We start from the raw sequence: 12,408 nt of genomic DNA on the forward strand, positions 1-12,408 counted from the left end.
GCAACGCTCGGGTCTCGCCGGGGAGTCCAGGGTTCCCGGCCGCCGGTGACGGTGGGACCGGGCTGATCTCCGCCGGTCCACGCCGACCGTTTAGCCCTGAGCCATCCGCCGCCGAGCAAGACGCGACCGCCGGCCGCGAACACCCGACCCACTCGGAAAGGCTCCCCGGCGGACCCGACCGGGCGGCCCTCCCGCTCTGCCGTTGCCGAGTTGCCCGTAGTTGTTCCTTCCCCAGGCGACCACGGTCCCGTCGGCGAGCAGGGCCAGGCTGTGCGCGCCGCCTGCGGCGATGTCGGTGGCGTTGCTCAGGTTGACGACCTGGCCGGGTGCGTTGTGACTGAACACCGAGCCGTCGCCGAGCCGGCCCGACTCGTTGGCGCCCCAGGACTGCACGGTACGGTCGGTCAGCAGGGCCAACTCGTGGCCGTTGGTGGGGCCGCTGCCGCCGGCGGCGATCTTCACCACCTCGGCGCTGGTCAGGCCGAGCACGGTGGTGGCGGTGGTACGGAAGTCGACCCAGGTACCGTCCCCGAGCTGGCCGGCACGGTTGTTCCCCCATGCCTTCAACCTTTTCTCTGCCATCGGCATCTCCCAGACGAGTCGATGAGGCGCCCACCGCGCCCTCCTCACGCGCATCCTTCACAGCACGAGACGCCAAGTCCGACATTTGCCGTCGATCTTCAGGCGGATGGGTGAACCCGCCCGCTGTCAGGCCGCCGCCCGAATCTCGGCCGTGGGAAGCCCTCTTCCGGGCTGGGCGGCGTCGGCAAGTTCGCCGGGGGGAGCCCTCGGCCCCGCTGCCCGCAATGGTGAAGACGAACCCGGAGCAGGCACGATCCGCGTAGAGCGGCCTAGCGGCCTCGGTCGGTTCACCGGCGACGCCGTCCTGATCCGGCGGCCGACCTGTGCCGGTCTGCGGGGTCACCGTCGGCGGGCCCGTGACCGGTGCAGTCACCGATCGGGCCTGCGGCCGTCAGGCGAGCACGCCACTCTCCCGGTCGGCTCCCGGGTCGTCCAGCCGCAACATCGCGCACGGCTCGCCGAGTTGGGCGCCGGTGTCCAAGGTCTCTGCGGTTGGGCGAGTCAGCCGAATTCTCTTTCGAGGGCTCGCAGCTTCTGTTCCAGCGAGTCCAAGCGGGACATGACGATCTCTCCGATCGGTTGTATGGATATCAGTCGATACAACCTTGCGCGCTGGATCGAAGAACGTCAACATAGAGGAATGTCGAAACAAGAACTCGTGGTGCTCGGCCGGGACGCGGACGGATGTTGTCCCGCGCTGCTGACCGCCCCGCTGGACGAGGACCAGGCAACCGATCTCGCAAGGGTGTTCAAGGCGCTGGGTGACCCGGTGCGGCTGCGGCTGCTGTCGATGATCGCCTCCCGCGCCGGCGGGGAGATCTGCGTCTGCGACCTCACCCCCGCCTTCGACCTGTCCCAGCCCACGATCTCCCACCACCTCAAACTGCTCAAACAGGCCGGGCTGATCGCCTCCGAACGCCGTGGGACGTGGGTGTACTACCGCCTCCTGCCCGCCATGACCGATCGCCTCGCCGCGATCCTCACCCGCCCCGACGGCGAACCGCTGCCCGAACCGGCCCGCCCGTGAGCGCCGGCACCGCGCGGCCCGTCGCCGCAAGGCTGTCGTTCCTGGACCGCTTCCTCGCCGTGTGGATCCTGACTGCGATGGCCGTCGGCCTGGGTCTGGGCCGGCTCGTCCCGGGTCTGGGCGACGCGCTCGCGAAGGTGACGGTCACCGGGGTCTCGCTGCCGATCGCGCTCGGCCTGCTCGTGATGATGTACCCGGTGCTGGCCAAGGTCCGCTGGGACCGCCTGGACACCGTCACCCGCGACCGGCGCCTGCTCGTGCCGTCCCTGGTCCTGAACTGGGTCGTCGGGCCGGCGCTGATGTTCGCGCTCGCGTGGCTGATGCTCCCGGACCTGCCCGAGTACCGCACCGGCCTGATCATCGTCGGGCTCGCCCGCTGCATCGCCATGGTGATCATCTGGAACGACCTCGCCTGCGGCGACCGCGAGGCCGCCGCGGTCCTGGTCGCCGTGAACTCCCTCTTCCAGGTGATCGCGTTCGCCGCGCTCGGCTGGTTCTACCTCGACGTCCTGCCCGGATGGCTGGGCCTGGAGCGCACCACGCTGGACGTGTCGGTGTGGGAGATCGCCCGCTCCGTCCTGATCTTCCTCGGCATCCCGCTCCTGGCCGGGTTCCTCACCCGCCGCCTCGGCGAGAAGGCCCGGGGCCGCATCTGGTACGAGACGAGGCTCATCCCCCGGATCGGCCCGTTCGCCCTGTACGGGCTGCTGTTCACCATCGTGGTGCTCTTCGCCCTCCAGGGCGACGCCGTCACCTCCAAGCCGCTCGACGTCGCCCGCATCGCGCTGCCCCTGCTCGCGTACTTCGCGCTGATGTGGGGCGGGTCCATGGCCGTCGGCCGCGCGATCGCACTCGACTACCCGAGGGCGACGACGTTGGCGTTCACCGCTGCGGGCAACAACTTCGAGCTGGCCATCGCGGTCGCCATCGCCACCTTCGGCGCCTCCTCCGGACAGGCCCTGGCCGGGGTGGTCGGGCCGCTGATCGAGGTCCCCGTCCTCATCGGCCTCGTCTACGTCGCCCTGGCCGCCCGCCGCTTCTTCCCCCAGCCCACCCCGATGCCCACCCCGGCCGTCGCCCCGGAAGGCCCCGCCCGTGTCTGAAGCCCCGCAGCGCTCCGTGTTGTTCGTGTGCGTCCACAACGCCGGCCGCTCGCAGATGGCCGCCGCCTGGCTCACCCACCTCGCCCGAGACCGGATCGAGGTCCGCTCCGCCGGATCCGCACCCGCCGACACGGTGAACCCGGCCGCCGTGCAGGCGATGGCGGAGGTCGGCATCGACATGTCCGCCCAAACGCCCAAGGTGCTGACCATGGAAGCGGTACGGGCGTCGGACGTGGTGATCACCATGGGCTGTGGCGACACCTGCCCCGTCTTCCCCGGCAAGCGATACCTCGACTGGAAACTCGACGACCCGGCCGGACAGGGCGTCGACGCCGTGCGGCCCATCCGCGACGAGATCGAGCGACGCGTCCGCGGCCTGCTCGCCGAGCTCGGCATCGAGGCGGCATGACGGGCCCGCGCATCACCGGGATGCGGCCCGAGCACGCCGAACAGGTGCTGGAGATCTACCGGTTCGGCATCGACGAGGGCGACGCCACCTTCGAGACCACCGCCCCCGACTGGCAGGCGTTCGACGCGACCAGGCTGCACGAACACCGTTTCGTCGCGCTCGACAAGGACGATCGTGTCCTGGGTTGGGTCGCCGCGGTGCCCGTATCCGACCGCTGCGTGTACTCCGGAGTGGTCGAGCACTCCGTCTACGTCCACCCCCGAGCACGAGGCCGGGGCGTGGGACTGGCCCTGCTACGCGTCCTGCTGGTCTCCACCGAGGAAGCCGGGATCTGGACGGTGCAATCCGGCATCTTCCCCGAGAACACCGCGAGCCTCGCCCTGCACGAGCGAGTCGGGTTCCGCGTCGTCGGCACCCGCGAACGCGTCGGACTCCACCACGGCCGGTGGCGCGACGTCGTCCTCGTCGAACGCCGCAGCCCCACCGTCGACCAAGGCGTTTCCTAGGCGGTCGGCATGTTCGTGCGTAACCGTCCCACCCGACCGTGCGTTCACCGAACGTCGGCGGTCCGTCGAAGGCCCACGTGCCGAACCGAAACGACAGACCGTCGGCGTCCGGTGTCCGCGGCGCGGCGAACCGAGAACCGGCGTACCGCAAGTACCACGCACGAGGAGCCCTGCCGCACCACCGGCCGGTTCGGGGTCGGGCGCGATCGGCGGTTTTCGGGGGAACGGTGGTGATCGTCGGTGGCGTTCCGGCCGGTCAGGTGCGGTCGTGGAGGGTGATCTGGTAGCCGTCGGGGTCGGCGAAGGTGAAGGTCCGGCCGAAGGGGCCGTCGATCGGTGCGGAGACGATGGTGTGGCCGTCGGCGGCGAGGGCGTCGTGGATGGCCTGGACGTCGGTGGCGTGGAGCCAGATCGCGGCACCGATGCCGGGCTGGGCGACGGATGCGAGGTCGGTGCCCGGGACGATGTCGCGGAGTGCGAACGCGATCGGCTTCGTCTCGAAGACGACGGCGTGCGGAGGTCCGGCCGGCGAGCGGACGAGGCCGAGGTATCGCTCGTAGAACGCCTGCGAAGCGTCGAGGTCGCGCGCCTGGAGCGAGATGAAGTCGGGGCCGGTGACGGGCATGGTGATGCTCCTTCCTTCGTGTCAGATTCCTGACACGCATCAAGGTATGTCAGACTTCTGACATGAGTCAAAGCGGTGCCGGCGTCGACCTGGACAAATCACTGGGCTACCTGCTGAAGGAGGCTTCGAGCGCCCTGCGCGCGGCCATGGAGGAGGTGTTGCGCCCACTCGGGATGACCGTGACGCACTACTCCTGCCTCGAACTGCTGTCCCAACGGCCGGGCCTGTCGAACTCCGAGCTCGCGCGGGGCGCGTTCGTGACACGGCAGTCGATGAACGTACTGCTCCAGGCCCTGGAACGGGAGGGTCAGGTGATCAGGCCCGCGGAGGCGCCCGTCGGGAAGGTTCTTCCCGCGCGGCTCACGCCTCGCGGCCGGCGGAGCCTGGAGAAGGCGACCGTGGCGGTCCGGTCCGTCGAGGTCAGAATGCTGGCCGGCATGACCGAGGCCGAGCAGGCGGGCGCGTTCCGAATCCTGCAGGGCATGGTGCATTCCCTGCGTGATGGCAACGACGGCGCGTAGCTCGTTTCGGCGGACGTCTCGCCGCTACATCCTCGAATGCGATGAGCCGCTATGAAGCAAGGCAAGGCCCCGGGCCGTCGACCCGGGGTCTGTCCGTGCACTACGTTCCCCGGTCCGAAGACCTGGCCACGGCCATGGGCCCGGCCCCCCGGGGGTCCTACCGCCGGCCGCCGAAGCACCAGCTGTGGGCTTCGGTGCTTTCGTACAGGCCGGCGCGGGCGTATGGGCTGTTCGCCAGCACGGCCTCCGCAGCGGCGTGGTCCGGCAGTTCGGCCAGGATAGCCGTGCCCAGCCACGACGTGCCGTCGTCGGCGAGCAGTGGGCCGCGGACGATGAGGTTTTCGCGGCAGGGGCCGTCGACGAGGTAGGCGTGTTGGTCCTGGTGGAGGCGGTCGCGGTCCCGGGTCGTCCCGGGTTTGGCGTGGCCGAGGATCAGGAAGCGTGGGCCTTCGGGTTCGCTGCCCTTGAAGTCCCACATCTTTCGGCCGAGGGTGTTGCGCCAACGCCGGATCAGGATGTCTTCGTAGACGCCCGCCCGGTGGTTCGGCTCGTCGAAGGCGAATACTCGGGCGGCGTCGGCATCCGGCAGGTCGACGATGTGGATGCTGCCGGTCACGGTCAGCCCGTCGGCGGCGAAGGTCGGCCCCCGGGCGATCATGCCTTCGGCATAGCCGTCCATGAACGACCAGTGTGCTTCGAGCAGTTCGTCACGCAGCGGCCTGGTTCCCGCCCGGTCCCGGCAGTAGAACAAATACTCCATGCGGATGTCCCCCTATTCGGCGGCCATCCTAAAGCGCACCCCACAAGTCCCGCCGAAGTCCGTCGACCCGCCCCCCGTCCGCCGCCCGACGTGCGGGCCGGTTGGATCCGTTGCCCGACCCGGCCGCAACGCGGCCCGCCGCCCCGGGCCGGGAGGCCGGTGGCGGCGGGCGGGTGGCCTGATGTTGTCGGTGCGAGGCCGGGATGGCGCCATGGTGGCGCCGTCGCAGGGTGGGAATCAGCCGGCGGCGCGGTGCAGGACGATGTCGTCGAGGCGGGTGCGGGCGTAGACGTTGATCTTGTTGTCGAACTCGTCGGGCTTGTCCTGCGTCGACAGGGAGTTGCGGACCGCACCTTTCGTGCTCTTGGCGTCCACCCAGGCGGCGGTGCCCTGGCTGATGCCGATCTCGATGCCGCCGGAGGCGTTCAGGAGCTTGGCGTGGCCGCGGGTGATCCGGCCGATCCGGATGGGGCAGTTGGCCGCCTGGGCGTTGACGCTGCCCTCGGCGCGATCGATGTCGAAGCTGCCGCTGCTGCTGCCGAGTTCGACGTCGGACAGGGCGGTGCCGATCCAGACGTTTCCGCTCGCCCCCTGGTACTTGACGGCGCCCGCGACCTCGCCGAGCCGCAGCCCGGCCGAGGCGCTTTCGATGTCGACGGTCCCGGCGATGTGCTTGATCGCGACGTCACCGGCCATGAGGTTGGCTCGCAGTGCGGCGATGTGGTCGAGTTGGATCTGCCCCGAGGAGATGTGCAACTCGCAGTCACCGAGCAGGCCGTCGGCGTGCACGTCCGTCCAGGCCGTCTTCAGGACCAGCCTGGATCCGGTCGGCAATTCGATCGAGATGGCGACCGAACCGTTCTTGCCGCCCTGCACGTTCGTCTGGATCGACAACTCGCCGCCGGCGAAGTCGACCTTGGTGTTGTCGGCCACCTTGACGTCCGACTTGTCCGTGCGGTTGATGGGCTCGACCAGCACCACCGTGTCCGGTCGGTCGCTTGCGACGACTCGCACGCGGGCGCCTGCGGTGATCAGGGTGGCGGTGATCGGTCCCGACGTGGCGAAGTTGGGCATGACGAATCTCCCCTTGTGGAAAGCGTTTCGGTGGGTGGATGCGGTGGTGCGGGTGATCGGCTACGGGCCGCGGCTCAGCCGACCCAGCCGGTGAAGTGTCCGTTCCTGCGCCCGTGTTGGGCGGGCCGGTCGTCGGCGAGTGCCGCGCCGACCACCCGGACCAGCCAGGCGTTGGTCGACAAGCCCTCGCGGCCGGCCGCCGCCTCGATGCGTTGCTTGAGCTGCTCCGGCGGCCGGAAGTTGATCCTCGATACCGCGCCGTCCTTGCCGTAGGGCGCGGGCACCGGGGCCTGCTGCCGAAGGATCGGCTCTTGCGGCATCTCCTCGTCGGCGACATCGGGGCGGGTGACCACGAAGACCGGGTCACGGCCGCGCAGCCTGATCTCGACCGAACCCGGCGCCATCTCCCTGGTGATCTCGTCCATGGCCGCGGTCAGCACATCGAACATGGTCAATCGCGTGGCGGACGCGACCGAGGGAGCGAGGCGCCGAGCCAGCGCCGCGACCTCGCCCGGTTCGGCCGCCGCAAGCAGCTCCTGGCTGAAGCTTTCGACATACGGCGTGAGGTCCATGTCGCAACTATGGCGCCGTAATGGCGCCATGTCAAGCCAGTGGCTCAAGATTGGCGCCATTCCTGTGTCATGGCCACAACGGAAACGGCCGCCCCCAGGGGGACGGCCGTTTCCGGTACGACGGTGTCGTCAGGGCAGGATCTCGACGTACCCGTCGATTCCGTGTACACGGATCCGCTGCCCATCGCGGATCAGTCGGGTGGCCCGGGCCACGCCGACGACGGCCGGCAGCCCGTACTCGCGGGCGATCACCGCGCCATGGGTCATCAGGCCGCCCACCTCGGTCACCAGGCCCGCGATGGCGACGAACAGTGGTGACCAACTCGGGTCGGTGAAGGTGGTGACCAGGATGTCGCCCGCTTCGAGGTCGGCCTCCGCCATGTCCAGGACGACGCGGGCCCGTCCCTCGACGACCCCGGCGGACACCGGGAGGCCGACCAGCGCGCCGGCCGGCGCGTCGTCGCGTCGGTAGGACCCGGCGACCGCCTCCCCCTCCGAGGTGAGCACCCGGGGTGGGGTGAGCGCGTGGTACGACCGGAACGCCTCCTTGCGCCGCCGGATGAGCCCGCCGTCCACCCGATGTGTGCGTACGGCGTCGTGGAGTTCGTGGAACGTGAGGTAGAACGCGTCCTCCCGCTCGGCCAGTACACCGGCCCGCACGAGGCGGTCGGCCTCGGCCAGCAGGGCCCGCTTGTAGACGAAGGAGCGGCTGACGATGTTGTACTTCGGGTACTCCCGGTACCCGATGAAGGTGCGGACCCGGTCGATCATGCGCTTGGTCTCGTCGGCCTTGTGCGCACCGTCCGGCAGGGCTCGCAGGCGGGACAGCACGTCCCGCTCCTTCTGCTGCGCCGCCTGCCGCCCCTGCTCGAAGCGCCGGGCGGCGGCGCCCGGTTCGAACAGCCGGACGTTGTCGAGGAGCGCGGGCACGAGCGTGTCGGGGCGCTCGCGCCAACGCGGCCTGGTGATGTCGATCTCGCCGACACAGCGCATGCCGTACCGGTCGAGGTAGGACTCGATGGCGTCGCGCGCCTCGGGCCCGCCGTCGAGCTTGGCCAACTCGTTCAGGAAGCCTTCGTCCTCGACGCCTTGGAGGAACGCCACCACGTCCGGATACGGGCGGATCACGTCCGCGACGTCGAGCAGCGCCAGGCCCATCTCCGACGTGACGTTGTCCGGAGCGGACAGCGTCAGCGTGTCGGCGGCGTTCTTCTCGCCCAGCCACTCCCGCAGCTTGTCGTTGAGCCACCAGGTGGCGTCCATCCCCGCCATGATCGCCCGCATGTTCAGCGGATCACCCAGGACCCGCCGGTGCTCCTCGAAGTCCTCCAGCAGGAAATCGAACAGCGCCGGCCCGGACTTCGTCCGGATGTCGCGCTCCAAGGCCGCCACGGACGCCCGGCTGCGCTCGATCAGCCCGGTGACGACGGCCGGATCGGTCTCGATCGGGGCGGACGCGGCGCGTTCCCCGAGCCCGGTCGGACCCGCGTCCGGGAGCGTGGCGACGAAATCCTCGCGGTCGAGGACGGTCTCCAGCGCGTCCCTGGTCAGCGGATCGGATTTCCCCGAAAGCTCCAGGAGGCCGGCCCGGCTCTCGGGCGAGGCCAGGTGCCGGGTGACGTCGACGAACAGCCTCCCGCCGGCCTCGTGCATCGGCACCATGGCCATGAGCTGCCACAGGGAGAGCCCCAGGGGTTTCATCGGGTCGGTCATCATCTGCTGATGACCGACGGAGGCGTAGACACGATTCTCCCGGTCGTCGGTCGCGGGGACGGGAATGGGGAACAACGTCGTGATCGGCCGGCTCTGTACGATCCGGAAGTCGTCGTCCACCAGGCACCATTCGATGTCCTGCGGGCTGCCGAAGTGTGCCTCGATCCGCCGCCCGAGCTGCGCGAGCCGGACGACCTGCGCATCCGTCAGCGCCGGCTGCTCCTGCTGCGGCGCGTCGATCGCCACTTCCCGCGTACCGCCGGCCGGCAGCGCGTGCAGGGCGCGTTGTTTGGCGGCGACCGTCCTGGCGACGATTTCGCCGTCCCGCACCTTGAAGACGTCCGGGTTCACCAGGCCGGAGACCAGGGCCTCGCCGAGGCCGAACCCGGCGTCCACGGTGGTGACCCTGCGGTTGCCCGTGACCGGGTCGGCCGTGAACAGGATGCCGGACGCATCCGGGGAGACCATCCGCTGCACGACCACGGCCATCCGGACCGCACGGTGGTCGATGTCGTTCCGCCGCCGGTAGATCACGGCCCGCTCGGTGAACAGCGAGGCCCAGCACCGGCTTACGTGTCGCAGGATCGCTGCCGGGCCCACGATGTTGAGGTACGTGTCCTGCTGGCCGGCGAAGGAGGCCGTCGGCAGGTCCTCCGCCGTCGCGCTGGATCGTACGGCGTAGCCGGTCGGTTCGCCGAGCCGGGCGAGCGCGTCGGTGATCGCCGCCGCGAGATCGTCCGGGATGGCGATGCCTTCGATGGTCCGGCGGATCTCGGCGCTGAGCGCGCGGATCGGCTCCCGGTCGTCCGGGTCCAGGCGCGACAGTTCACCGAGCCGATCCTCGATCGCGGGTGCCTCCGCGATGATCCGCCGGAAGGCGTCCGTCGATACGCAGAAGCCGGCCGGCACCCGGACGCCGTCGACCCGCGACAACTCGCCCAGGTGAGCGGCCTTGCCGCCGACGACCGCGACCTGCGTCCCGTCAACGTCTTGAAGATCCCACACGTACTGCAAGTCGTGCTCCCATTTCCGCAGGTTGTGGCCTCGGCGGACGAGTTTGCGCCACCACCCGGGTCTTGCCGCAAGCCCCCCGGTGCGCTATACGTTGAGGAGGGCAGGGAGAGGGATCTCCTTGCCTTCGTCTTTTCCCGGCCGCAGGGCTAGATCTCGGCGGATGACGGGTCGTCGGACTTCAGGGCGGCGAGGAACGGCTCCCAGGTGTGGCTCGGGAAGCGGAAGGTGCCCTGGCCGGGGTCCTTGGAGTCGCGTATGGACATGGCGTCGTCGGAGGTGTGGGTTCCCTCGACACAATCGTTGGCCGGGGTGCTGTAGCTGGACTTGAACCATTCGCCGGTGGTCATGGATCAAATCTCCTTGATTACCTTGTGGATCATGTCCCGGGCTTCTCGGGAACTCGGGGCCAGTACTTGGAGATCGCTGAACGCACGCTCGTAGCCGTCGATGACGGCTTCGTGGGCCACGACCCAGTTTGCAGCCATGTTCTCCAAGTACACGATCGGCCTCGAAGGAGAAGCTCTGGCGAAGCGGAAGATGGTGAACGGGCCGTTCATGCCCGCATGAAACCCCAGGCTGAACGGAACGACTTGTACCTGAACGTTCTCAAGGGTCGAGATGTTCGCAAGGTGTTGGAGTTGTTCACGTGTCACGGCCGAATCCCCCGCATGCCGGCGCAGTACGGCCTCGTTGAGGATGGCGAATAGTTCCAGGGGCGACTCTTCGCGGTGCAGTACCGCTTGTCGCGCCATACGCGTGGTCACTTGTAGATCGATCTCTTCACCGCTGAACTTCCTCGGCGCCGACCTGTGAGTTTCGCGGGCGTAGGCCGCCGTTTGCAGCAGTCCGGGCACGTACTCCGATGCGTAACAGCGCACTGCGGCTGCCGATCGTTCCAATCCGATGAAGGCGTGGAGGGTGGGTTGGACGGTAGGTTGATTTCCGGGTGATTCCCAGCGATTCTGCTTCGTCTTGGTCACGACGGCATAGTCGTGCAACAGCGACCGCGTCGCAGGATCTGCCCCGTACAGATCACACAGCATCACCGCGTCGTCCGGTTCCACGACCGCGTTGTCCCCGTGTTCCACCCGGGTCACCTTCGACGGGCTCCACCTGAGCCTTCTCGCCACCTGGCTGGACTTCAGGTCGGCTCGGTGTCGCAATCGGCGCAACTCCGCGCCCAGTTGCAGACGGCACAGGGCCGGTGTGGCCGACTCGATGTCCTCGATCATCTTTCGTTCCTCCGCACACGATTCCAGTGTTTCGGCGAACGTCCCACCCCGGCAAGAACGTTCTGCGCCACAGCGGGAATTACCGCGCGCGAAAGCATTTCGAAGCCTGTCGGCGCGGCGATTCCGTCGCCATGCTAGTTCCCCGAACTCACCCAATGACATGGAATCAACGCATTGGGTGATCATGGGATCGGGCGGCGAACGCCCACCGGATAACACTCCGAGGCCACTCGATGGCCTAGGGTGACGGACATGGGCTCCGAAGCGCGTGTCGTAGCGTCCCCCGCCGAGGCCGAGACCAAGGGCCGGTCCGCGACCTCGGCGCCCCGCGGGCTGGCCTACCTCGCGTTCGCCGGGGTCACCTGGGGAACGACCGGGGCCGCCGTGGAAGTCGTCTACCGCTCCAGTGACTTCGGGCCGATGGCCGTGTCGTTCTGGCGCTTCGTGAGCGGCATGGTGCTGTTGCTGGCGGCCGGGCTGCTGCGTCCTTCCCGTCCGGCTCCCCGCGCCACCCGACAACCGGCGCGCCACCGGGCACTCCTGTTCGTCGGCACGGGTGTCGGCCTCGCCGTCTTTCAGTCGGCCTACTTCGGCGCGGTGATGGAGACCGGTCTGGCCGTGGCCACGATCGTCGCGCTGGGCGCCGCGCCGGTGTTGACCGCCGCCGGTGGGCGGTTGTTCCTGGGCGAACGCATCGGGCGCAGCGGCCTGTTGGCGATCGCCGGTGCGTTGATCGGGCTCGGGGTGCTGGTGCTGGGCAACCGGCCGACCGACGTCCGGCCGCTGGGGGTGGGCTGGGCGCTGCTGTCCGCCGCCGGGTTCGCCGCGTCGAACCTGCTCGGCCGGTGGACGGGGCGGCACGGTGCGGGGGAGGAGCCCTCGACCCTGACGGTGTGGTCGTTCGGGATCGGTGCGGCGGTGATGTTGCCGTTCGCGCTGTACGAAGGGGTCTGGCCGGAAACCACGCAGCCGGGACGGGTGTTGGCGATGATGTTGTACGTCGCCGCCGTCACGACCGCGCTCGCCTATCCGCTGTACTTCGCCGGCACCGCCGCGGTACGGGCGGTCACCGCGTCGGTGGTGATGTTGATCGAACCGGTGAGCGCGGCGGTGCTGGCCGTCCTGGTGCTGGACGAGCGGCTCACCGCGGCGACGATCGTGGGCACCGTACTGATGCTCACCGCCGTCGGCGGCCTCGCCCTGGCCGAGTCCCGACCGGCCGCGACGCCATGACGCACGGTGGGGGTGCGGCGGCGCACACCTGCGCCTG

General features: G+C 69.2%; 14 protein-coding genes. 6 read left to right on the forward strand and 8 right to left on the reverse strand.

Features of this window, described 5'->3' with window-relative positions:
• Positions 1–90: 90 nt before the first annotated feature.
• Positions 91–582 (reverse strand): RCC1 domain-containing protein, encoded by a 492-nt coding sequence (locus tag ACFXMF_RS43270; protein ID WP_379991984.1) that lies wholly within the window; start codon positions 580–582, stop codon positions 91–93.
• A gap of 640 nt (positions 583–1,222) precedes the next feature.
• On the opposite strand from ACFXMF_RS43270, the gene ACFXMF_RS43275 reads away from it, so the two are divergent.
• Genes ACFXMF_RS43275 through ACFXMF_RS43290 form a run of 4 tightly spaced genes read left to right on the forward strand, consistent with a single transcriptional unit; the run spans position 1,223 to position 3,627 of the window.
• Positions 1,223–1,609: a metalloregulator ArsR/SmtB family transcription factor gene (locus ACFXMF_RS43275; RefSeq protein WP_360324549.1), complete on the forward strand. Its 387-nt coding sequence runs from the start codon at positions 1,223–1,225 to the stop codon at positions 1,607–1,609.
• Positions 1,606–2,712, forward strand: a complete 1,107-nt coding sequence (gene arsB, locus ACFXMF_RS43280; RefSeq protein ID WP_379991983.1) for an ACR3 family arsenite efflux transporter — start codon at positions 1,606–1,608, stop codon at positions 2,710–2,712. The genes ACFXMF_RS43275 and arsB overlap by 4 nt, the downstream gene beginning before the upstream one ends.
• A complete protein-coding gene (locus tag ACFXMF_RS43285; protein WP_360324553.1) occupies positions 2,705–3,121 on the forward strand; it encodes an arsenate reductase ArsC in 417 nt (138 codons plus the stop codon). The genes arsB and ACFXMF_RS43285 overlap by 8 nt, the downstream gene beginning before the upstream one ends.
• Entirely contained in the window at positions 3,118–3,627 is a 510-nt protein-coding gene (locus tag ACFXMF_RS43290; RefSeq protein ID WP_379991982.1) for a GNAT family N-acetyltransferase, read from the forward strand. Before ACFXMF_RS43285 ends, ACFXMF_RS43290 begins: the two co-directional genes overlap by 4 nt.
• A 256-nt stretch (positions 3,628–3,883) precedes the next feature.
• On the opposite strand, the gene ACFXMF_RS43295 is transcribed toward ACFXMF_RS43290, so the two are convergent.
• Positions 3,884–4,252: a VOC family protein gene (locus ACFXMF_RS43295; RefSeq protein ID WP_379991981.1), complete on the reverse strand. Its 369-nt coding sequence runs from the start codon at positions 4,250–4,252 to the stop codon at positions 3,884–3,886.
• A 62-nt stretch (positions 4,253–4,314) separates the two neighbouring features.
• Here ACFXMF_RS43295 and ACFXMF_RS43300 point away from each other — a divergent pair, with 62 nt between their 5' ends.
• Complete coding sequence (locus ACFXMF_RS43300; RefSeq protein ID WP_360324558.1) at positions 4,315–4,773, forward strand: MarR family transcriptional regulator; 459 nt, start codon at positions 4,315–4,317, stop codon at positions 4,771–4,773.
• A 157-nt stretch (positions 4,774–4,930) separates the two neighbouring features.
• On the opposite strand, the gene ACFXMF_RS43305 is transcribed toward ACFXMF_RS43300, so the two are convergent.
• The 6 genes from ACFXMF_RS43305 to ACFXMF_RS43330 form a co-directional block, all read right to left on the reverse strand.
• Positions 4,931–5,533 carry a YciI family protein gene (locus ACFXMF_RS43305; protein WP_379991980.1) on the reverse strand — a complete coding sequence of 201 codons (603 nt, stop codon included), beginning with the start codon at positions 5,531–5,533 and terminating at the stop codon, positions 4,931–4,933.
• A gap of 237 nt (positions 5,534–5,770) precedes the next feature.
• On the reverse strand, positions 5,771–6,607 hold the full coding sequence (locus ACFXMF_RS43310) for a DUF4097 domain-containing protein (RefSeq protein ID WP_379991979.1): 837 nt from the start codon (positions 6,605–6,607) through the stop codon (positions 5,771–5,773).
• A 74-nt stretch (positions 6,608–6,681) separates the two neighbouring features.
• The gene (locus tag ACFXMF_RS43315; protein ID WP_360324564.1) at positions 6,682–7,179 is read right to left on the reverse strand and encodes a hypothetical protein; all 498 of its coding nucleotides are present in this window, start codon (positions 7,177–7,179) and stop codon (positions 6,682–6,684) included.
• A gap of 129 nt (positions 7,180–7,308) precedes the next feature.
• Positions 7,309–9,906, reverse strand: a complete 2,598-nt coding sequence (gene rph, locus ACFXMF_RS43320; protein WP_379992593.1) for a rifamycin-inactivating phosphotransferase — start codon at positions 9,904–9,906, stop codon at positions 7,309–7,311.
• Positions 9,907–10,052: 146 nt separating this feature from the next.
• Complete coding sequence (locus tag ACFXMF_RS43325) at positions 10,053–10,253, reverse strand: DUF397 domain-containing protein (protein ID WP_379992592.1); 201 nt, start codon at positions 10,251–10,253, stop codon at positions 10,053–10,055.
• Between the two features lie 3 nt (positions 10,254–10,256).
• Positions 10,257–11,138 carry a helix-turn-helix domain-containing protein gene (locus ACFXMF_RS43330; RefSeq protein WP_379992591.1) on the reverse strand — a complete coding sequence of 294 codons (882 nt, stop codon included), beginning with the start codon at positions 11,136–11,138 and terminating at the stop codon, positions 10,257–10,259.
• A gap of 252 nt (positions 11,139–11,390) precedes the next feature.
• Between ACFXMF_RS43330 and ACFXMF_RS43335 the strand changes: the two genes are divergently transcribed.
• Positions 11,391–12,371 (forward strand): EamA family transporter, encoded by a 981-nt coding sequence (locus tag ACFXMF_RS43335; protein WP_360324571.1) that lies wholly within the window; start codon positions 11,391–11,393, stop codon positions 12,369–12,371.
• The last annotated feature ends 37 nt before the right edge of the window (positions 12,372–12,408 follow it).

It is taken from the genome of Embleya sp. NPDC059213, assembly GCF_042754445.1.
In the GTDB taxonomy this organism is placed as follows: domain Bacteria; phylum Actinomycetota; class Actinomycetes; order Streptomycetales; family Streptomycetaceae; genus Embleya.